This is a genomic window from Streptomyces sp. NBC_00086 (assembly GCF_026343255.1).
Lineage (GTDB): Bacteria > Actinomycetota > Actinomycetes > Streptomycetales > Streptomycetaceae > Streptomyces.
This window is the reverse complement of sequence record NZ_JAPELZ010000002.1, coordinates 191,673-209,729: the sequence shown is the minus strand read 5'-3', so window position 1 is coordinate 209,729 and position 18,057 is coordinate 191,673. Positions and strand designations below refer to the sequence as shown.

20 protein-coding genes and 3 pseudogenes are annotated in these 18,057 nt (G+C 69.1%); 13 read left to right on the top strand and 10 right to left on the bottom strand.

Annotated features, from left to right (window positions below; translation table 11 throughout):
- The first annotated feature begins 11 nt into the window (after positions 1-11).
- The 3 genes from OG276_RS38090 to OG276_RS38080 are packed head-to-tail and all read left to right on the top strand — an operon-like array spanning position 12 to position 2,429.
- Positions 12-1,349: a hypothetical protein gene (locus tag OG276_RS38090; RefSeq protein ID WP_266913941.1), complete on the top strand. Its 1,338-nt coding sequence runs from the start codon at positions 12-14 to the stop codon at positions 1,347-1,349.
- Positions 1,350-1,378: 29 nt separating this feature from the next.
- The gene (locus tag OG276_RS38085) at positions 1,379-1,879 is read left to right on the top strand and encodes a hypothetical protein (protein ID WP_266913939.1); all 501 of its coding nucleotides are present in this window, start codon (positions 1,379-1,381) and stop codon (positions 1,877-1,879) included.
- A 34-nt stretch (positions 1,880-1,913) separates the two neighbouring features.
- On the top strand, positions 1,914-2,429 hold the full coding sequence (locus OG276_RS38080; RefSeq protein ID WP_266913937.1) for a hypothetical protein: 516 nt from the start codon (positions 1,914-1,916) through the stop codon (positions 2,427-2,429).
- Positions 2,430-2,536: 107 nt separating this feature from the next.
- Here the strand turns inward: OG276_RS38080 and OG276_RS38075 are convergent, their stop codons facing one another.
- Both OG276_RS38075 and OG276_RS38070 read right to left on the bottom strand, forming a co-directional pair.
- Positions 2,537-3,118: a YdeI family protein gene (locus OG276_RS38075; protein WP_266913935.1), complete on the bottom strand. Its 582-nt coding sequence runs from the start codon at positions 3,116-3,118 to the stop codon at positions 2,537-2,539.
- 131 nt (positions 3,119-3,249) lie between these two features.
- On the bottom strand, positions 3,250-4,122 hold the full coding sequence (locus OG276_RS38070; RefSeq protein ID WP_266913933.1) for a hypothetical protein: 873 nt from the start codon (positions 4,120-4,122) through the stop codon (positions 3,250-3,252).
- A 400-nt stretch (positions 4,123-4,522) separates the two neighbouring features.
- On the opposite strand from OG276_RS38070, the gene OG276_RS38065 reads away from it, so the two are divergent.
- Positions 4,523-5,113, top strand: a complete 591-nt coding sequence (locus tag OG276_RS38065; protein WP_266913931.1) for a hypothetical protein — start codon at positions 4,523-4,525, stop codon at positions 5,111-5,113.
- Between the two features lie 156 nt (positions 5,114-5,269).
- Here the strand turns inward: OG276_RS38065 and OG276_RS38060 are convergent, their stop codons facing one another.
- From OG276_RS38060 to OG276_RS38040, 5 genes and pseudogenes are all read right to left on the bottom strand, one after another.
- Positions 5,270-5,608 carry a hypothetical protein gene (locus tag OG276_RS38060; protein WP_266913929.1) on the bottom strand — a complete coding sequence of 113 codons (339 nt, stop codon included), beginning with the start codon at positions 5,606-5,608 and terminating at the stop codon, positions 5,270-5,272.
- Between the two features lie 96 nt (positions 5,609-5,704).
- Positions 5,705-6,466: an isocitrate lyase/PEP mutase family protein gene (locus OG276_RS38055; RefSeq protein ID WP_266913927.1), complete on the bottom strand. Its 762-nt coding sequence runs from the start codon at positions 6,464-6,466 to the stop codon at positions 5,705-5,707.
- 155 nt (positions 6,467-6,621) lie between these two features.
- A pseudogene (locus OG276_RS38050) lies at positions 6,622-7,554 on the bottom strand (IS5 family transposase).
- Positions 7,555-7,610: 56 nt separating this feature from the next.
- Positions 7,611-8,078 (bottom strand): hypothetical protein, encoded by a 468-nt coding sequence (locus OG276_RS38045; protein WP_266913925.1) that lies wholly within the window; start codon positions 8,076-8,078, stop codon positions 7,611-7,613.
- Between the two features lie 496 nt (positions 8,079-8,574).
- The gene (locus tag OG276_RS38040) at positions 8,575-9,153 is read right to left on the bottom strand and encodes a TetR/AcrR family transcriptional regulator (RefSeq protein WP_266913923.1); all 579 of its coding nucleotides are present in this window, start codon (positions 9,151-9,153) and stop codon (positions 8,575-8,577) included.
- A gap of 117 nt (positions 9,154-9,270) precedes the next feature.
- Between OG276_RS38040 and OG276_RS38035 the strand changes: the two genes are divergently transcribed.
- The 6 genes and pseudogenes from OG276_RS38035 to OG276_RS38010 all read left to right on the top strand — a co-directional run bounded on the left by OG276_RS38035 (position 9,271) and on the right by OG276_RS38010 (position 13,016).
- Entirely contained in the window at positions 9,271-10,197 is a 927-nt protein-coding gene (locus OG276_RS38035) for an NmrA family NAD(P)-binding protein (RefSeq protein ID WP_266913921.1), read from the top strand.
- The gene (locus OG276_RS38030; protein ID WP_266913919.1) at positions 10,194-11,075 is read left to right on the top strand and encodes an LLM class flavin-dependent oxidoreductase; all 882 of its coding nucleotides are present in this window, start codon (positions 10,194-10,196) and stop codon (positions 11,073-11,075) included. The genes OG276_RS38035 and OG276_RS38030 overlap by 4 nt, the downstream gene beginning before the upstream one ends.
- Positions 11,076-11,111: 36 nt before the next feature.
- Positions 11,112-11,579, top strand: a pseudogene (locus OG276_RS38025) (CBS domain-containing protein); the annotation flags it as partial.
- Positions 11,580-11,800: 221 nt separating this feature from the next.
- Positions 11,801-12,238, top strand: coding sequence for a glutaredoxin domain-containing protein (locus OG276_RS38020; RefSeq protein ID WP_266913917.1), 438 nt, complete (start codon positions 11,801-11,803; stop codon positions 12,236-12,238).
- A gap of 73 nt (positions 12,239-12,311) precedes the next feature.
- Positions 12,312-12,476: pseudogene (locus tag OG276_RS38015) on the top strand (STAS domain-containing protein); the annotation flags it as partial.
- 264 nt (positions 12,477-12,740) lie between these two features.
- The gene (locus tag OG276_RS38010; RefSeq protein ID WP_266913915.1) at positions 12,741-13,016 is read left to right on the top strand and encodes an isoamylase early set domain-containing protein; all 276 of its coding nucleotides are present in this window, start codon (positions 12,741-12,743) and stop codon (positions 13,014-13,016) included.
- 155 nt (positions 13,017-13,171) lie between these two features.
- On the opposite strand, the gene OG276_RS38005 is transcribed toward OG276_RS38010, so the two are convergent.
- Complete coding sequence (locus OG276_RS38005) at positions 13,172-13,489, bottom strand: hypothetical protein (protein WP_266913913.1); 318 nt, start codon at positions 13,487-13,489, stop codon at positions 13,172-13,174.
- Between the two features lie 632 nt (positions 13,490-14,121).
- Between OG276_RS38005 and OG276_RS38000 the strand changes: the two genes are divergently transcribed.
- Positions 14,122-14,685 (top strand): hypothetical protein, encoded by a 564-nt coding sequence (locus OG276_RS38000; RefSeq protein WP_266913911.1) that lies wholly within the window; start codon positions 14,122-14,124, stop codon positions 14,683-14,685.
- Between the two features lie 65 nt (positions 14,686-14,750).
- Here OG276_RS38000 and OG276_RS37995 read toward each other — a convergent pair whose 3' ends face one another.
- A complete protein-coding gene (locus tag OG276_RS37995; RefSeq protein WP_323182422.1) occupies positions 14,751-14,900 on the bottom strand; it encodes a hypothetical protein in 150 nt (49 codons plus the stop codon).
- Between the two features lie 484 nt (positions 14,901-15,384).
- On the opposite strand from OG276_RS37995, the gene OG276_RS37990 reads away from it, so the two are divergent.
- Positions 15,385-16,464, top strand: coding sequence for an RICIN domain-containing protein (locus tag OG276_RS37990; RefSeq protein ID WP_266913909.1), 1,080 nt, complete (start codon positions 15,385-15,387; stop codon positions 16,462-16,464).
- Between the two features lie 402 nt (positions 16,465-16,866).
- Here the strand turns inward: OG276_RS37990 and OG276_RS37985 are convergent, their stop codons facing one another.
- A complete protein-coding gene (locus OG276_RS37985) occupies positions 16,867-17,088 on the bottom strand; it encodes a hypothetical protein (RefSeq protein WP_266913907.1) in 222 nt (73 codons plus the stop codon).
- Between the two features lie 600 nt (positions 17,089-17,688).
- Between OG276_RS37985 and OG276_RS37980 the strand changes: the two genes are divergently transcribed.
- The gene (locus OG276_RS37980; RefSeq protein ID WP_266875442.1) at positions 17,689-17,862 is read left to right on the top strand and encodes a CsbD family protein; all 174 of its coding nucleotides are present in this window, start codon (positions 17,689-17,691) and stop codon (positions 17,860-17,862) included.
- The last annotated feature ends 195 nt before the right edge of the window (positions 17,863-18,057 follow it).

Sequence of the window (18,057 nt, the reverse complement as noted above, 5' to 3'; positions counted from 1 at the left end):
GGGGAACCGCGATGCCGACGTACCACGAAGTCATGACCATCGACCTGGGCCTGCTGACGACGGCCGCGGGCGCATGGGACGAGATGGCGGCCGAGTTGCACAAGGTCGAGACCCGCTACGGCGACACCGTCCAGAAGATCGGCACGGAGCAGACCTGGATCGGTGTCAGCGCCCAGGCCGCCCACACCGGCTTCGCGGCGACCCGGTACGAATACGCCGCCGCCCAGACCCAGGCCAAGGCGGTCGCGAGCCTGCTGCGGCAGTCCCACGAGAAGTTCGCCGAGCTGAGGAAGAAGCTGGAAAGCGCCCGCGCCGACGCCATCGCCGCCGGCATGACCGTCTCCGAGGGGGGCCGCGTCGCCTTCGACTACGGGAAGCTGACCCCCGCCGAGCGCAGCGCCTACCACCACGACCCCGACGGCCAGGCCTCCATCAGGGACGCGGTCAGCCGGTGGCAGGCGCACATCGACGACTGGGTGAAGGCCTTCACCGTGCTCGACGAGGGCGTCAGGACCGCCCTTGCTTCCGCCGTCGTCGACAGCAACCGCGACCTCCTGGGCCGGGGCGACGAGACGCTCAACGGGTTCAACGCCCACCCCGAGACCGACCTGGCCAAGGCGGGAGCGCCCCGGCCGGACAAGGACGTCGGCACGAAGACGGACGGGTGGACCGCCGAGGGCGAGACCACCTTCACGGGGCCCGACCTGGGTGCTTCGGCCACCGGCACCAAGTACGGCAAGGAGGCCTCGGCCAAGGCCTACGCCGACCTCTTCCACGCCACCGCGAAGGGTTCCCTGACCAACGGCGACCTGAAACTGTCCGGGATCGCCGACGGCTACGCGGGCGCCAGGGCCTCCGCGAACTGGGGATTCACCGACAAGGGCGTCAACGCCAAGGCCGAGGCCTCCGTGGGAGCACGTGCCCTGGTCGAGGGGCGCGTCGATTACGGGCATGTCGGCGCCTACGGCCGGGCCGAGGGATTCGCCGGCGCCGAGGCCCAGCTCGGGGCCCGTGCGGGCAAGGACGGGGTCACCCTCAACGCGAAGGCGTTCGCCGGGGCGAAGGGCTCGGTCGCCGGAGGAGCGGAGGTCGGCGGGATCGGCTTCGGCTCGACGGCGGAGGGCTGGTACGGTCCGGGGGCCGAGGCGAAACTGACCTTCGGCAAGGAGGACGACGGCAAATACCACTTCGGCGGCAAGGTGGGCCTCTCCCCCGGCAAAGGCGGCGCCGTGGGGCTCGAGTTCACCGTCGATCCCGACAAGGTCGTGGATGCCGCCGGCGACGCGGCCGACGCGGTCGGCGACTTCGCCGGCTCCGTCAAGGGCACCGTCGGCGGCTGGTTCGACTGATGCACGACCCCCTGGAAGGAAGGCCCGAGGTGCCCACGACACTGCCGGTCCCCATCGAGTTCGCCCTCCCGGAGAGCTGGCGGCCCGCACCCCTGGACGAGGTGGCCGCCGCCGGCGTGGCCTTCGTCGCTCTGCACCCCGAGCCAGACGCGGGATTCACCGCCAACATCACCGTCGACGGGGACTTCCGGCCGGACGCGGCGACGCTCGACGACATCGCTGACGAGTCGGTGGAGCGGCTGCGCGAGGCCGCGCAATCCGTGGTGCTGACCGCCCGCCGCGCGACCGGCACCGCGGACGCACCCGGCCTGGCCCAGCGGCTGAGTTTTTCGGCCCTCATCGACGGCACCCCCCGCGACCTCGTCCAGTCCCACGTCTACCTGACGGTCCTGGACCTGGCGGACCGGCGCAGGCGCGCGGTGATCCAGCTGGTCCTGACCGCCACCGCGGACCAGCACGACCATGTCCTGGGCGATTTCCAGGACTTCCTCCGCACGGTCCGCCCGGACACCGCCGGGACGGCGTCCTAGTGCGTCACTCCGACGCGGAAGGCAGGCTGCCCTGATGGGCCTCTTCGACAAACTGACCGGCACCAGGCACCCTGACAGCGGTGTCGCACAGCGTTCCGCGCAAGAGGTCCGGGAGGCCCTGCTCTCGCTCAACGGGCCGGACGTGCCGTACCTGGTACGCGCCGCCACTCCCGCGGAGGGCGCCGACCTGGTGGCCGAGTGGCGGATCCTTGAGCCGGCCTGGCGCACCTTCTTCGCCAGGACCCAGCTGGACCGGACGCTCAAGACCCGGATGCGCCTAGTCCCCGGGAACCACGAGGTGCGGACCGTCGACGAGCAGTGGGAGATCACCTGGGTCGGGGGCACCCCCAGCCTGGCGGCCTCGCGCGAATACTCCCGCGGGCAGGTGACCGCGGTCTCGCGCCGTTGGGAGATCGGGCGGGGGGCCGACGGCAAGCTGGAGAAGACGGAGACGTTCCGCTTCGATCCCGCGGACATGAAGGATCCACTGCGGGACGCCGTCCTCAGTGCCGGCTGGACCTGGCGCGGGGTCGCCTTCGGCAAGCTCTGACGGCGGGCTCCGACCTCGGGCTCCGACGGCGGGCTCCAACCTCGTGCTCCGACCGCGAGCTCCGACCGGATTCAACGGCAGGCCCTATGGACCCACAGTACGGTTGATCATGATGGCCGCTCGGACCTCGCCATCGTCGCCACCATCCGCTCCAGGCGGGCCAGCCGGGTCTTCTCGGTGCGGGCGGTGACCAGGCTGAGATAGAGGCCGAACTGGTCGGATTTGCCGAGCGTCTCGTAGAACGCCCGGGCCGCCGGGTCCGCGTCGAGCACCTCGACGAGATCCGGCGGTGCGGTGGCGTTCTTCTGCGAAGCGTATGCCGTCGCCCAGCGACCGTCCGCCCGCGCTGCCTCGACCTCGGCGAGGCCGCGGAGACGCATCCGTCCCTCGGCGATCAGGGCCTCGGCCTTGCCGACGTTCACCTGCGACCAGGGCGAGCGAGGGCGGCGGGGTGTCGTGCGCTGCAGGAAGTACGTGTCGTCGAAGCCGCGCCGCAGACCATCGATCCAGCCGAAGCAGAGCACCGTGTCGACCATCTCTTCCCAGGTGAGCGACGGGATGCCGGAATGCTTCTTGGCGATCTTCACCCAGAGCGCGGTCCGCTCCCCGTGATGCTCGTCGAGCCACGCCTCCAGCTCGGCCGGGCTCGCGGGGACAAGAATCTCGACGCCGTCCTCGTATTTCTGCATAAACCGCAGGCTAGAGGCTATGTAGGACAGACTCTGACCTACTTTGGACTCGCAGTCCCCCCGACGCCGCCGAACTTCACGGCCTCCGCCGGGAGGATCCAGGCCTGGGTCGGAAGTTCAGGATCAGGTTCTCAGGAGTCCGTGAGCTTCTCGACCTTCCGGGCCGCAGCCTTCACGCGGGTGCGCGCCTTCGCAGTCACGCGTTCGGCTTCCCGTAGGCGGGCGAGGGCATCCGCCCTCGCCGCACGTGCCGCCTCCAGCTGCTGCGTCGCGGCCCGTACGCCTTCCTCAGCCGCTTCGACCGCCGCGCGTGCACGCTCCGCCAGCTCGAGCGCCGCCGCCTGGCCGGCCTCCAGGCGCACCTCCTCCGCCCGGGCCTCGCTCAACTCCGCCTCGACCGCCTCCACGCGCTCTCGGCGTGCGAGTGCAGCCGCGGCATCCGGTGCTGGAGGGGGCCGGTGGCCCTTCGGCGATCCGGCGGGTGCCGGCTGGATCGATCGTGGTGGTGCGGCGCCCGGCTGTGGTTCAAGACCGGCGAACCCCGACACCGGGTCCGGGGTCGTCGCGAGACGGCCCGCCTCCCACTGCGCGGCGACGTCGGCATCGGCGACGACGCCGTGGAGGATCTGCTCGACCTCCCGCTGCACCGGCTCGCTCACCGCCTGACCCGCCTCCACCGCCAGGACGCGCGCCGTGCGCGCGAGCTCGCCGATCACCACATGCTGATCATGCGACAGCTTTCGCAACTGCCCGGCGTCCAGCGTCCGGTGCGCCGCACGGAGCGCCTCGCCGAGCTGGACCAAGCCGTGCGCCTCCTTGGGCCGGTGGCGGGCTAGTAAGCCGGCGGTCCACGCCGCGGCCGTCGGCTTGCGCAACGCCGCGATCGCCTTGGCGAGGTCCTTGTCTCCGGCCGTGCGGGCCTTCGCCACCTGCGCGTCCCGGGCCGCGGTGAACTCCGACGGCCTGAGCCCGTACAACTCTGCTGCCACCGACTCCACGTCCATGACCAAAGTCTCCCGCCCACGCCGCAGACTCTCCGACACCTCCCAGGACACCGCGCGTCGGCCAGGGCAGTCAGCGGCAGGTACCCGCCAGGCCGCCCGGAGGGCGCTCAGCACCCCTTGTCCAGGGTCGGGCGAGGCCCCGGGGCGGGCTGCCGGGCGCTGCTGGTGTACGTCATGTCGAGCTCCTCACGCAGGTAGCGCGGGGGTCCGAATTGAATCCCCCGTCACTTGCTGGAGGTATGGCAAGAGTCAACGGTGTGACATTCGCCCGGGCGCCGTTACCGAGCCACCGCGTGCCTGACCCGGCCGTGCGCCGTGCCGTTGCGGATCTGCCGCCTCGGGCTTCGCTTCCGCCGAGGCACGAGATGCACCCCCGCGACAGGGCTGTCACGCTGGTCGTATGACGCTGGGTGTCTTCCCCGTCGGACGTGTCCATCACGTCGGGCACGTCGAGTCGCGGGTTCAGGACGTGCGGGGCGAACCTGCCCTCCTGGAGGTCTACACGGGCTGGATCAACGCCGACGTGGCCGGGGTGGGCGGGCAGCTCGTGAGCATCGACTTCGCTTCGTTCCTGCCGTACTCGGGAACGCGGGTCAAGCAGTACCCGCAGGAGCTGACCCCCGACGTAGCCGTCATCGCCGAGGTGCAGACGGTTGTTCACGAGGACGACGAGACCACCTGTCACGGCATCGACTTCGCCGTTGTCGCCCTGGAGACCCAGAACCAGCTGCCTGTGGACCCTCCGCCCCGGTGCCTCGTCCTGCGGGGCCGGTTCGCACTGCAGGACGTCCTGGTGAACAGCATGAGCTACCAGGTCACCCTGCTCTGGCCGCTCTACGACCCCTCCCGGTCCTCGATCTGCCGGCTCACGCGGGGCCGGGCTAGCCCCGACCCTGCACGCCGGGTGAGGAACTCCCGAAACAGCCGCGTGGTCTGCGCCGGCGCGGGTTCAGCCAGGGAGAAGACAGAAGCCGCCGTCAGCAGATCTTAAGGCGGTAAACGTGCTGGTCAGCGCACCGCCAAAGTAACGAAAAGAGGCAACCGGTGGGTCACCGACCGCGTTCGCCTTTTCAACCGCCCTGCTACCCACCACCGGTTCGGGTTCAGCGAAGGAGGGCAGATACCCCGCCCAGTCCAGGCCGCGGTACTAGTCAAGGTACTCCGCCTGCCGGGCCGTCAGGATGCCCGCGCCGACGCCTTGTTTGGTGAGCCCGGGCAGCGGCTTCTTGCCCGCGTCGGGGATGCGGTCGCGCAGCACGAACTCCACGGCGATCAGGGAGTGCATGACCGCCACGGTGGAGTACTCGTGGCAGTAGTACGACTGGCGCAGCAGTTCGCGGGCGGTGCGCAGGACCGTCGCCGCGGCCTCAGACACGCCGTCGGGCACGACCAGGTCCCGGGCGAGGTCGTGCATGTCGGCGTAGCTGTCGACGAAGTGGTGGGCGCATTCGTCCGGGACCGGGAACGGCAGCCGCTGCGTGGCCATCCGCGGAGTCTCCCAGCGGCGCGCCCCGGGCGGCAGCGGGTTCCCTCGGTTCGTCGCTCAGCGTGCCCAGACGGAGACTTCTCCCCCCTCGCTACCTCAAAGCGCCCATGGTCCGAGCATGTCCTTCATGGCATCCGTCATCGCGGTTTGCAGCAGCGGGCCGTAGGTGATCCTGCCGACACCAAGGCGGCGAAAGCGCTCAAGATCGTGCTTGACGGGATGGGCCGTGGAGTTCACCGGAACGGCGACGGCATCGGTCACCGCTGCGAGCAGGTCGTCGTTGTCCTGGATGCGCACTGGGTAGACGCTGTCGGCGCCGGCCTGTTCCATGGCCAGCAGCCGTTCGATCGCCTCGTCGAGGGCGGCGGAGGCATCCTCCGCGTGCGCGAAGACGTCCGTGCGCCCGTTGATCCAGACCGGGATTCCCGCGTCGTCAGCCGCCGCGCGCAGGCCTGCGATGTAGCTCGCGTGCTCCTGCGTGGTGCGCAGACGTCCGCCGTCCGAGTGGACGGTGTCCTCGATGTTGAGACCGGCGCCGCCGACCTCGGTGAGTCCGGCAATGAGATCGGCGGGCTCGTGTCCGTACCCGGACTCCAGGTCCACGGACACCGGGACGTTGACCGCCGCGATGATCGGCCTGACGGCGGCAAGTACCTCCTGGAAGGTCTGTCCCTCCTGGTCCTCGGCCCCCCGGGAGGCTGCGAGCGGATGACTGCCGACCGTCAGCGCGGGAAACCCGGCGTCGGCTGCCGCCCGCGCGGACCACACATCCCAGACGGTAGGCAGCACAAGCGGCTTGTACTCGGCGTGTAGCTGCTTAAGGCGCTGCGCGCGCTCAACAGTGGTGCGAAAGTCCATATCGGGAACGCTACCCCCGGATCACCGCCAACCACACGTCGACGGGGCCTGTCGCCGTGACGGAAAGCGCACCGAGCCGCCGACGCCGTGCGGTCTTGAGGAAGAGACCCGAGGGGGTATGCACGCCCACCTACAGCTAGGACTTGTCCGGGCGATCACGTTCGCAGCCAGATGGTGAGGGTTGCTGCTGTTGCGGTGCCGAGGTAGCCGTAACCGCGTTCGTCGTAGCGAGTGGCCACCGCCCGGTGCTGTTTCAAGCGGTTGATGGCCCGTTCGACGGTGTTGCGTTTCTTGTACCGCTCTTCGTCGAAGCCTGGCGGCCGTCCGCCGCGTGAGCCTTTGCGCAGGCGAGCGGCCTGGCTGTCGGTCTTCTCCGGGATCGTGTGCCGGATGCCCCGGCGCCGGAGGTACCCGCGGCACGGCCCGTTGCTGTAGGCCTTGTCGGCCGCGACGCTGTCCGGCTTCTTACGGGGCCTTCCAGGCCCGAGCTTCGGGACGCGGATCTTCTCCATGACTGGTTTGAACTGCGTGCAGACTGCCCGCTGACCTGGGGTGACGATGAGGGGGACAGCGGGCGGCAGCGGCCGTCGGCACTCAGGTGAAGTGTGCTGGTGAACCCGCCGCGCGAGCGGCCCAGGCCCTCACCTCCCGCACCACCTCCACCAGGTGGCCGTACAAGCTCTGCCACGGCGTCTCGTCCTGGTGTTCTGGGGCTTCGGCCCCCTTTGAGGCGGGGCCGGCGGCGGGTCGGTGCGGGCGCCAGCCGCGTGCTGATGCGCCCGCACGCTGGTTGAGTAGACCGAGATGTCCCAATCAATCTCGCCTGCCGCATCGGCTGCGGCCTGGACCTGCTGGAGCAGACGTTCCCAGGTGCCGTCGGCAGACCACAATCGGTGGCGTTCGTGGACGGTCTTCCATGGCCCGAACCGTTCGGGCAGGTCACGCCACTGAACCCCAGTCCGCACCCGGTGCAGAATCCCGCCGATCACCTGTCGGTGGTCCCGCCACCTGCCACAACGCCTGTTGTTGACCGGCAGAAACGGCCGCAACCGTTCCCACTCCGCGTCACTCAGATCACCCCGCCCCATGGCAGGCAGAACGATCCGAAGCCACGCCAGTCACAAGATGACGCGAACCCTGCTTCTCAGTCCGTGACGAAGGGCGCATATCCGACCGGGACCTCGCTCACCTCAAGGTCCGAGAAGAGCAAGGTCAGATCGTGCGCGTTGGTCTCGATGTGAACCTCTCGGAAGTCGATCCCGACTGCCTTCGACCAGCGGCGCGTAGCCTCTGACTCAGGACGAAGCTCGGCACCGTACAGCTCGTGAAACCTCACGCCCCAGACGTAACCGCCAAGGTCGGGGTCAGCGGTTTCGGAGTCGAGGAGCCTGTCGTCCAAGGAATCCCGCCAGGTGTCCATGGACAGGAACGTCTCGCATCGGGCCTCGACGCAGTACCGGAAGAGGTACCGCAGGTAGGTCGGAGGGACCTGGGGGCCGTTCCACACGTGGACGATGACCTCGTAGTCACGCATATAGTTGGTGTATCCGTGATGCACGACAAGTTGTTCGATATTCTCGTCCAGCGTCCGCTGAAGCTCTGCGGTGTCCATGCCCCCCTTCTACCTCAATCAACAAGCCCTTCGACAGCGAGATTCCGAGGCGCTGGGCACCCGTCGCCCGATAGATCGCCCGGACAGGTCCTAGCCGACTCGGTGTTCGTCAACGGCCAGACTTTCTCGTTCTCGCCACCTTCGGTTCCGTTGGGGCTGCTGGTAGACCCCGGCCGCGCGGACCCACTACGAGGCCAAACAGCTGATCTTCTCCTCGGCGACACCCGCATCCGCCCCCGCTCGAACGACGCCTCGCCAGTACCTCGTCCCGAGGCTCGTCAGAAACTCCGTTCGCCGCCCCGAAACGATGCCCTCCGGCCCGGCGTTCGTCACCCATCGGGACAGTTCAGAGAAGTGACCAGGCCGAAGCTGATCGCGCCGGACCTCCACTCACCCGCCCCGCATCCACTCCAGCGTCGCACCCAGCCCACCGCACCGCGCCAACCAGATGACTTCGAGCACAGCGGGAAGCCGCCGGGCGGTGAATTCGCCCCAGTCAGGGTGTGCGTACACCGTCGATGGCGATCGCCAGCAGCAGGTCGGCCTCGGCCGGGCCGTCGGTGTCTTGCTCGGTGGCCAGCGCGATGGCGCCTACGAGCTTCAGCAGCAGCGTGATGGTGATGCCGGGACGCACGGCGTCTGCCGCTTGGGCGCGTGCCAGGAGGGCGTCTCCAGCGGTGGTGATCATGCCGTGGCAGGTTTCGCCCAGCGCCGGGTCTCCGTCCCGCATCAGCGACGCCCCCAGGCCCCGGTTGGCCACGGCATGCGCGCCGACGGCGTGTAGCCAGGTGGACAGGGCCTGGCCCGGGTCGCCTTCCGCGAGGAGCTCGTCCGCCTTGGCGCAGAGAACCGCCACCCGGTCCTTGAAGACCGCTTCCAGGAGCTCATGCCGGGACGGGAAATGTCGGTGCAGGGTGGCCGAGCCGACTCCGGCGCGGCGCGCGACCTCCTCCAGGGAGGCCTCGGCGCCGTGCTCGGCGATCAGGGCGCCGGCGGCGGCCATGATCTTCTCGACGTTGCGGCGGGCGTCGGCGCGCAGCGGCCGACGGGGCGGGGTGGTGGCGTCCTTCGGCACGGGTGCTCCTGAAAGCTTGATAAGTGGGGTGGCCCTCCATATCGTAGCGAACAAGAAATGGAGGGCCACCCCACTTACGGTTGGCTCCTCTTCCGCATGGACGCGATGGGGACGAATGTGAAACCGACGCAGAAGACCGTCATCGTGGCGGGCGCGACCGGCCTGCAGGGCAGGGCCGTGACCCGTCACCTGCTCCGCGACGGCTGGCAGGTGCGCGCCCTGACGCGCGACCCGGACGGGCCGCAGGCCGCGGCGCTGGCGCAGGCCGGCGCACAGGTGGTACGGGCTCGGATGGAGGACGTCGACTCCCTGATCGCCGCGGCCGAGGGCGCCTGGGGCATGTTCAGCGTCCAGCCCACTGTCGGCTCCCCCGGCACCGCGCCGGACTTCACCGACAAGGACGAGGTGGCCTGGGGCATGAACGTCGCCGAGGCCGCACACGCCGCAGGCATCGGGCACTTCATCTTCACCTCGGTCGCCGAAGCCGACCGGCACCTTGAGGAGAAGCTGCCGGTGAACCTGGTCAGCAAGTGGCGGATCGAGCAGCACATCGCCTCCCTCGGCCTGCCCGCGACCATCCTCAGACCGGTGTCCTTCATGGAGAACTTCACCGGCGGCTACGCGCTGCGGAACGGGAACCTGTCCACTGGACTCGCGCCGGAGATCCCCCAGCAGGTCGTGGCCGTCGACGATGTCGGCGCCGTCGCCGCGCTGGCGTTCTCCCGCCCCGAGGAGTGGATCGGCCAGGCTGTCTCCCTGGCCGGAGACGAACTGGCGCCCGTTCAGATCGCTGCGGCCATCGGGCAGGAACTCGGCATATCACTGCCCTACGTTCAGATTCCGATCGAAGCGATCCGGACCCTGAGCACAGACTTCGCCTACGCCAACGAGTGGCTCAACCACATCGGCTACCGCGCCGACATCGCCGCCACCCGGAAGATCCACCCCGCCGCGATGGACCTCCGTAGCTGGCTGAAGCGAACCGGCGCATCCCAGATCGCCGCGTTCCTGGAATCCATGCGCACCACAGGGCAGAACGCATGAGCACCCGCACACAGGGCCTTGGGCGCGTGGGGATCTGGGCGGCAGACTTCGACCACCTCTCCGCCCCCGAGGTCCGTAAGGCGGCCGCGGCGGCCGAGGCGCTCGGCTTCGGGACCCTGTGGTTCCCCGAGACGACGGGACGGGAGGCCATGGCACAGGCCGCGATCCTCCTGGCGGCCACCAGGCACATCACTGTGGCCGCCGGCATGACCGACATCTACGCCCGGGACCCGGTCACGGCCGCCGCCGGGCAGCGCACCCTGGAGGAGACGGCCCCCGGACGGTTCCTCCTCGGTCTGTGGGAGAGCCACCCCAGTCTGGCCCAGGGCATCCGGGGCCACCGCTTCGGCCCGGCTCCGGGCACCATGCGCACCTACCTCGATGCGATGGACGCCGCCCCGTTCGGGCCACCTGGCTCGGCCGCCTCACCGAACCGGGTGCTCGCCGTCCTGGACCCCGGCATGCTCACCCTCGCCGCGGAACGTGCCCGGGGCGCAACAGTGCTGGGCATGCCCGTCGAGTACACCCGCACAGCCAGGTCCGTCCTCGGAGCCGACGGCCTGCTGGCCATCACACAGCTCTGCGTGCTCAGCCACGACCATGCGGACACCGCCGACCTGGCACGAGCCACAGCCGCGGCCGCCCTGCCGAACCGCCACGAGCTGCTCCGTGGACTTGGATACGAGAACCCGGACGCGCTCGACAGTCGGCTGGTCGACGCACTGGTTGCCCACGGCCGCGCAGAGGACATCGCCCACCGTGTCCAAGAGCACTTCGCCGCCGGAGCAGACCACGTCAGCCTCCAGCTCGTGACAACCACACCCGAGTCCCCGTCCGTACGGCAGTGGGAGCAACTCGCCATGCACCTACCCGTCTGACCCGGCGCACCTTCGCCGTCTCTACGGGGCGAATGGGACGAGGAACTCGCCCGCCTCGCCAAAGACTCCAGTGCCGCAGGCCTCCTGGGACCCGAGGATGGGGAGCGCCTGCGGGACGCCCTGGAGCTCGGCACCCGCCCGGTCGGCAAGGTGATGGTCCCCCTCGACGAGGTGGTCACCATCCCCGGCGACATCACCCCCCGGCGCCTGGAGCGGACCGCGGCGGATCACGGCTACTCCCGTCTGCCCGCTCTTGGTCCGCAGGGCCGGGAGATCTGGGGCTACCTGCACACCAAGGATGCCCTCGCCGCCGGCGACCGCTCCGCCCCCTTCCCGCGCAGCGCGATGCGCCCCGTCATCACCGTCGCCCTCGACACCCCGCTCGACGACACCATGACCGCCATGCGCGACGCCGGCACCCACCTCGCGGCCGTAGCCGCCGCCACTGGGACGGTGGTCGGCTTCGTCACGATGGAAGACCTACTGGAAGAACTGGTCGGTTCACGCACACCGCGGACGTCCGCACGCCGCGCTTCAACAGCGGACTGGAATGACGCTTCCCCGGAACATGATCAGGCAGCAAATTCCCCTTCACGAACTTCGTCGTGGTCACGCGTGTCCTCGGTCGGAGCACGTGATCAGACCAAGACCGCAGCGTCCGGCGAACACCCAAGCGAGTGACCTAGTCCGAGGAGCATTTCGACTCATCGATAGACTGCGTCGCCATGATGCGCGCTTGGATCCTGCCGATACTGATTGTGTTCTGCGGCTCAGCCGTCGCGACTGGGATGATCTCCAAGGGAAGCCCCGGCACAGCCACAGCACTCCTACTGGCGTTCCTCGCGCTTGCCGGTGTCAACTCGCCCCTGATCTTCCCGAGGTCGCTCGGCACACTGGAGGCACAACGCCGCAGTGCCGGCGACGGCCGACCGGTCGTCTTCTGGCGTCCGGGCTGCAAGTACTGCATACGACTGCGCATCCGGCTGGGCCGCAGCGCCCGCCATCTGCACTGGGTCAACATCTGGCGCGACCCGGCGGGAGCCGCAGCGGTGAGGGCAGCCAACGACGGCAATGAGACCGTGCCGACTGTCGTCGTGGCGGGCCGGCCACACACCAACCCCAATCCCGAATGGGTGCGCGAACAGCTCTCTCCTTCCGCGTGATCAGAAACCGCGCCCTTCCGGAGAGGCGCCCAGCTCCAAGCGGACAGAGATCACATGACAAGCCGAGTCAGGCCTGAGGCGAGGCCTGCTCGAGGCCCTCACCCGCCCGGGCTGTCCCGACGAGATCATCATCGACCTGAGCAACCTCACCTTCTGCGACTCCACCGGCCTCACCGTCCTCCTGGAGGCCCGCCTGGCCGCCAACGAACGCGGCCGACACATCCACCTGCACGCCCCCAGGCCCGCAGGGCACCCACCGGCTCGAACTGACCTGCACCGACCAGCTCTTCACCATCACCCATCGCTGACCAGACAGCCCCGCACCCGGCCCGCCCAAACCCTCCCCTGCCCACCGGGACATAGGGCGGACCGAGGAACGGCCGATCCGGAGACCGGCCGGGTGACCTCCACGCCTGCGCCCGGCCGCGTACCGCCCTTTTCGGCCCGGGACGCACGAGGATGCACAGGCGAACTCGTTCCTCACCGGCTGGAGTCCACGCACGTGCTCGAACGCAAGCAGTTGAAGAACCGTGCGCAGGTCGCCTTCGTCCTCCCCGAGGACACTCCCGACGGGCCGGTCAGCGTGGTGGGCGACTTCAACCACTGGAACCCCGCCGCCCACCCCCTTCAGCCTTGCTGTGACGGCACCCGCGCCGCGACCGTCCGCCTGCCCCGCCACAGCGCACACTTTTTCCGCTACCTCGCCGCCGGCGACTGCTGGTTCAACGACGAACACGCCGACAGCCACGACGGAACCAACAGCCGCCTCCACACCTGAACCGGTCCGTCAACCGCTCCGCGAGGCCGTACAACCTGCCCGCCGCCCCGCACGTCAGCGCGGCCGGGCGGTGCCCCGCACCTTGGCGCCCCTCGCTGTCCCGGCCCTGTGCGCGACGCGTACGGCGGCGCGACGGACGATGAGGTCCGCTGCATCTAGCCGGTGATCACACCGGGCGGGGGCGGAGGAAGCGGTGGCGTACTCGGGAAAGCCGGAGTTCCCCCACCGGGCGAGCCCGCCCCATGCCCTCCCGCGGTGCTCCCGCAGAACGCGTCCGCGACCGCGGTCAGCGCAGGGGCGACTCCGGAAGGCATCTCATTGACGGTGCCCGAGGGCGGAAAACCGAACGAGACCATCAACTGCTTCAAGGCCACCACTACGGGTGCGGGAAGCCTGTCCAGCGCGGCGATGATCTGCTCACCCGCGGAAATGCCGTCCAGGGAGACATTCTCCGTCTGCATGTCGTCTGCCATCGTCTTTTCCCTCCAAGGGGGTTGGCGTCTCGTTCCACCACTCCTGCTCACCCAAAGGAGATCAATGCGCAACCGCAGCCGGATTGGTCTGAGAAGTCGTTGTCTTTCCGGTCATGACCGTTGAGATTCCGCTGGTCAGGAGCTAATTCCGCGTCGGTGCGGGAGCTGGTGGCCGCCGAGAGAGTCCGTTCGCAGGCGAAACGCCCGGCCGAACGCGGGTGGAGCATCCGGCACCAGTCCGGGGAGTTCAGCATCGTGACGGCGTCACGGCGTCACGGCGTCACGGCGTCACGGCGTCACGGCGTCACGGCGTCACGGCGTCACGGCGTCACGGCGTCACGGCGTCACGGCGTCACGGCGTCACGGCGTCACGGCGTCACGGCGTCACGGCGTCACGGCGTCACGGCGTCACGGCGTCACGGCGTCACGGCGTCACGGCGTCACGGCGTCACGGCGTCACGGCGTCACGGCGTCACGGCGTCACGGCGTCACGGCGTCACGGCGTCACGGCGTCACGGCGTCACGGCGTGACAGCGTAACTGTCCTCTGTCGCTGAACCCTGATCTTTTGCCATCCAAGGTGGACCGACCACCTGAACAGGTCTGATAGCTCCGTTGTTAGGGTCCGGTCCTGTGACTCTTTCAAATCCCGCAGCCAAAACACGGTTCCTCGTCCTGCACGACTATGGGATGGGCGGTTCATGGTGGTGGGTCCACGCGCGGTCGGCCCGGGAGATCCTGGAAACGTTCGCGTGGACCGAGGCTGTCACCGGGCAGGAGTCGGTGACCTGGGCCGAGGGCGAAAAACTCGAAGAAGTCGACATCGATGCGCCACTCATGCCTCCAGGTCTGGACGACCTGCGGGCCAAACGCGACGTACAGCGCGGGCTTCCTGGCTTCGGCGCACTCGCGGACAGGAGCATCGTGTACGTACGGCGTCACTGGGACGGCGAGGACGACGGCGGCCCGGTCTACCTCATGGAGGTTGAATCGGACGGGCGCCGGACCCGCGAAGTGGAGCTGGCCGAGGACGGAAGCGGCCGCGTCAGGAGCGGACCTGACGACTGGCCCTTCAACCCGCCGGTCGTCGACTTCTTCGACCCGGAGTTGGCAGGCCAGGAGATCACCCGAAGTGTTCGAGGAGCAGTGGGAACGCGCCGTACCTGCTTCTGGCCTGTAGCCGCCCACGGCACATGATCCGGCTTTCACGGCAAACGGTCCAAGTCCGGTGACAGAGAACAGTGAAGCCGTGACGGCGCGGTTCAGGCTGCCAGGGACATCGACCGCGTGGTCGTGTGGGTGCGGCGGGCGAGGCGGCGGCGGCACATGAGCATGGTCATCGACCACAAGATCATGGACTCGCTGGTCGCGGGCAGCGTCTCGTAGTCGCGGACCAGCCGACGCGAACGCATCAGCCAGCTCAGCGACCTCGCGACCACCCACCGCCTCGCAGCGCCACGAAACGCGTCTCGTCACTCCGCTTGACGGTCTCCAGGACGAGGTGGAGCTTCTCCCGTGCCCAGTCGGTGAGCATGCCGGTGCAGCCGCCGTCCGCCCAGATCAGACGGAGCGAGCGGTGTGGCCCTTACCCGTTGCAGGAGGGGCACCGCAGGCTCGCGGTCGCCCACATTGGCGGCGGTGACCGCGACCACCAGCAGCAAGCCGGGACAGTCAGTGATCACGTGCCGATTGCGGGCGCCGGCGCCCGCGCCGGAGGTACGCGTAAGCCACGTCGTCGCACCATCGAGGCCCTCGTGATCCAGCGCCGCTCCCTTCGGGTTGCAGCCCCCCGCGTCCGTGGCCGGATGACGTTTGTCCGGAACCGGGTGCACCTCGACGCCCCTTTCACGGCTCTTGGCGCACGTAGCTGTGCTCGCCACCCCCTGAGGAGAAGCCGTGCGTTCGAGAAGGAAACTGTCGGTTCTGGCCGCTGTCTGTGTAAGTGCCCTGGCGGTCGGGGGGCTGGCACAGCCCGCACTCGCGGACGGCTCGGTCAACGGGCCCGTCGAGAACTGCAACGCCGCGGCCGCCGTGTCGCCGGGGTCTTTCGGCACCGGCGCGCTGTCGTGGTGCATTCTGGCGTCCCAGCAGAGCGGTGAGGCCAAGAAGCTGGCCCGCGAGGGGTTCGTCAAGGGCCTGCTCGAGATGCTGACGAACCACACCGGCGGCAATTACAACATCATGATTTTCGACGTCAAGGGCAAGAACGCCTTCGGGGACCCCTGGTTCGTCCACCCCTACACCGCGAACCTCAAGGACGTGGCGTACCAGGGCGACATCGATTACAACGACGCGACTTCGCGCGAGGACCAGACCTACCGGATCTGGATCTTCTCCGGCGGCGGCAGCTTCACCAACCACGGCGACGGCGGATGGATCAACTGGGGCTTCTACGGCCTGTGGGACCGCAACGGCTCCACCGTCGACTTCCGCCCCACGATGGTGCCGGCCACGACCCCCGGCGTCCCCAAGGGCGAGACGCCCGGTCCCGGCGACACCCCCATCACCCCGGGCGTACCCGCCCAGCCCGGCCCCCGTCCCGGTTTCCGCGCCGACAGCGCGGCGACGACGCCCTCCGGATCAGGTCGCCCGCCCGTCGGAGTCCCTGTGCGCCTGAAGACCGTCAACAACCTCGGGGCTGCCGCGACGAACGCCGCCTCAGGCTCGACGGTGGTCGCGGGGAAGCTGGGAGACACCAACTCCACGTGGACGTTCAAGGAGGCGGGCGGCAGCCGCTACGAGATCGCCAACGGCCTCGGTCCGGTCCTCACCGAGAACATGAGCACCTACTTCGCGTCCATCACCACCTGGAAGGGCGGCGCCGCCCAGAAGTGGGAGGTCATCCCCATCAAGGGCGACACCTACCAGATCAGGATCAGTGACCAGGACTGCCTGACCTACCACGAGGACTACAAGAAGCTCGGCGTGTGGACCTGCGACGGTTCCCAGGGCCAGCAGTGGACCATCGCCCGCTGAGCAGCACCCCCGCGGGGCCCGCAGCGGCGCCACCGCGCGCCCTCGGGCCCGGGAAGACAACCGCTCAGGCCGACCGGCTTGGCCGGCTCGACAACAAGCTCACGGTGACTCCCTCTCGTGCGTCGAGATGGTTCGGTGCTGCGGTGGCCGGCGGGAACCCCGCCCCTCGCGGGGAAGCGGGAGTCCCGCCCCGCTCCCCCAGCGGTCTTGCTCCTGAAGAGCTACGTACCAGACCAGGGCGGTGTCCGGTGTCCCGGTCGTCTGTCGCCGGCACCAGTCGGATCGGCGGGCCGACGTCTTGCAGTACCTCCGCCCTCGTGGCAATCGGCGTATGGGCACGCCGGGTTGCCCGCTCGGGGTGGGGCGTCCTTCCCGCCGAAGCTGAAGGGCCGGGGTGGAGGGCTACTTTCCGAGACCGCCCGCGAGGGTGCCGACGAGCCCGCCTTGTGACGTCACGTCGCCGATTTCCCCTGCTGCCAGGGCATCAGTGGGCAAGCCTGCACCCAGGTCCTCAACACCGGCCATAGCGCCCAGCGGGCTATCAGCCGCCTGCGCCACACCAGCCACGGACAGAGCAGCACCAGCCAAAGCAACCGCGGCAAAGACACGCTTCATTGAGTTCATGCCCTGCCAACGCCCCCAGCCCAATACAGTCACGCCCAACAACGCCCCGACCTGCCTCCAAGCCTGGCACCCGTCCCTCAGCCCATGCCCGGCGCACCATCCGTATCACCTCGGTAGAGGGCGGCCTTACCTGAACCGGCTTGTCGCGTGGCGCCCCCGCGACGAGCTTCCCTGGACGTCCGTCCTGGCGTCCGGCCCCCGCTGACGATCACCTCCCGAGACGCCGCCACCGGCCCGTCCTGAGGATCACCGGTGACCTCGACCCCGCGACCGCACCTGAGCCCCGCAGGTCCGTGTCGCGCGGCCGGGGGCCGGGAACAGCCGTCCGCCCGCCCTCGGTACGCCTGGCAACAACCGCATTGCCCAGGTCCGCTCCCCTGATTGCGTCCCGTGCCTGCTGAAGCCGAGCAGTCAGTGTGTTCCGGACGCGTAGCCAGCAGGTCGCGGGGCGCCGCCTGGCAGCCTCACTCTGCCCGAAGCTGCCGACTGGCTCGCCGAATTCGGGCAGGACGCTACCGCCACGTCCTGTCTGTTTCAGAGGGCTCGCAGCGGTCATACGGGGTTCCGTAAGGCTTTTCCACCGTAGAGGAGTGATCAGTTGTGTCTGGTGAGCAGAAGGCCGAGGCGAAGGGCGAGCAGGCCAAGGGCAAGCTCAAGGAGGCCGCTGGACGCCTGACGGGCAACGAGCGGCTGACGGCGGAAGGCCGCGCGGAGCAGGCCAAGGGCGATGCCCGCGATGCCAAGGAAAAGATCAAGAACATGTTCAAGCGCTGACCTCGGCATGAGTGAGGGCGGGATCGCTGCGCGGTCCCGCCCTCACTCATGCCGACGCGCAGTCGGCCGGGCCAGGCGGCGGTGGGCCGGGCGAGCTCGGACGAGGGTCCCTCCGCGACGGGCGCACCACCACACCCCGCCCCGAACGCAAACTGCTCGCCGCGACCGTGACGACGAGAATCGCTCAGCTGCCCG

Bases quoted from the DNA above. Each gene is read 5' to 3' on its own strand.
- OG276_RS38090 (WP_266913941.1), top strand. From the start codon at position 12: ATGCCGACGTACCACGAAGTCATGACCATCGACCTGGGCCTGCTGACG.
- OG276_RS38080 (WP_266913937.1), top strand. From the start codon at position 1,914: ATGGGCCTCTTCGACAAACTGACCGGCACCAGGCACCCTGACAGCGGT.
- OG276_RS38075 (WP_266913935.1), bottom strand. From the start codon at position 3,118: ATGCAGAAATACGAGGACGGCGTCGAGATTCTTGTCCCCGCGAGCCCG.
- OG276_RS38070 (WP_266913933.1), bottom strand. From the start codon at position 4,122: ATGGACGTGGAGTCGGTGGCAGCAGAGTTGTACGGGCTCAGGCCGTCG.
- OG276_RS38065 (WP_266913931.1), top strand. From the start codon at position 4,523: ATGACGCTGGGTGTCTTCCCCGTCGGACGTGTCCATCACGTCGGGCAC.
- OG276_RS38060 (WP_266913929.1), bottom strand. From the start codon at position 5,608: ATGGCCACGCAGCGGCTGCCGTTCCCGGTCCCGGACGAATGCGCCCAC.
- OG276_RS38055 (WP_266913927.1), bottom strand. From the start codon at position 6,466: ATGGACTTTCGCACCACTGTTGAGCGCGCGCAGCGCCTTAAGCAGCTA.
- OG276_RS38045 (WP_266913925.1), bottom strand. From the start codon at position 8,078: ATGGACACCGCAGAGCTTCAGCGGACGCTGGACGAGAATATCGAACAA.
- OG276_RS38030 (WP_266913919.1), top strand. From the start codon at position 10,194: ATGAGCACCCGCACACAGGGCCTTGGGCGCGTGGGGATCTGGGCGGCA.
- OG276_RS38020 (WP_266913917.1), top strand. From the start codon at position 11,801: ATGATGCGCGCTTGGATCCTGCCGATACTGATTGTGTTCTGCGGCTCA.
- OG276_RS38005 (WP_266913913.1), bottom strand. From the start codon at position 13,489: ATGGCAGACGACATGCAGACGGAGAATGTCTCCCTGGACGGCATTTCC.
- OG276_RS37995 (WP_323182422.1), bottom strand. From the start codon at position 14,900: ATGCGTTCGCGTCGGCTGGTCCGCGACTACGAGACGCTGCCCGCGACC.
- OG276_RS37985 (WP_266913907.1), bottom strand. From the start codon at position 17,088: ATGAACTCAATGAAGCGTGTCTTTGCCGCGGTTGCTTTGGCTGGTGCT.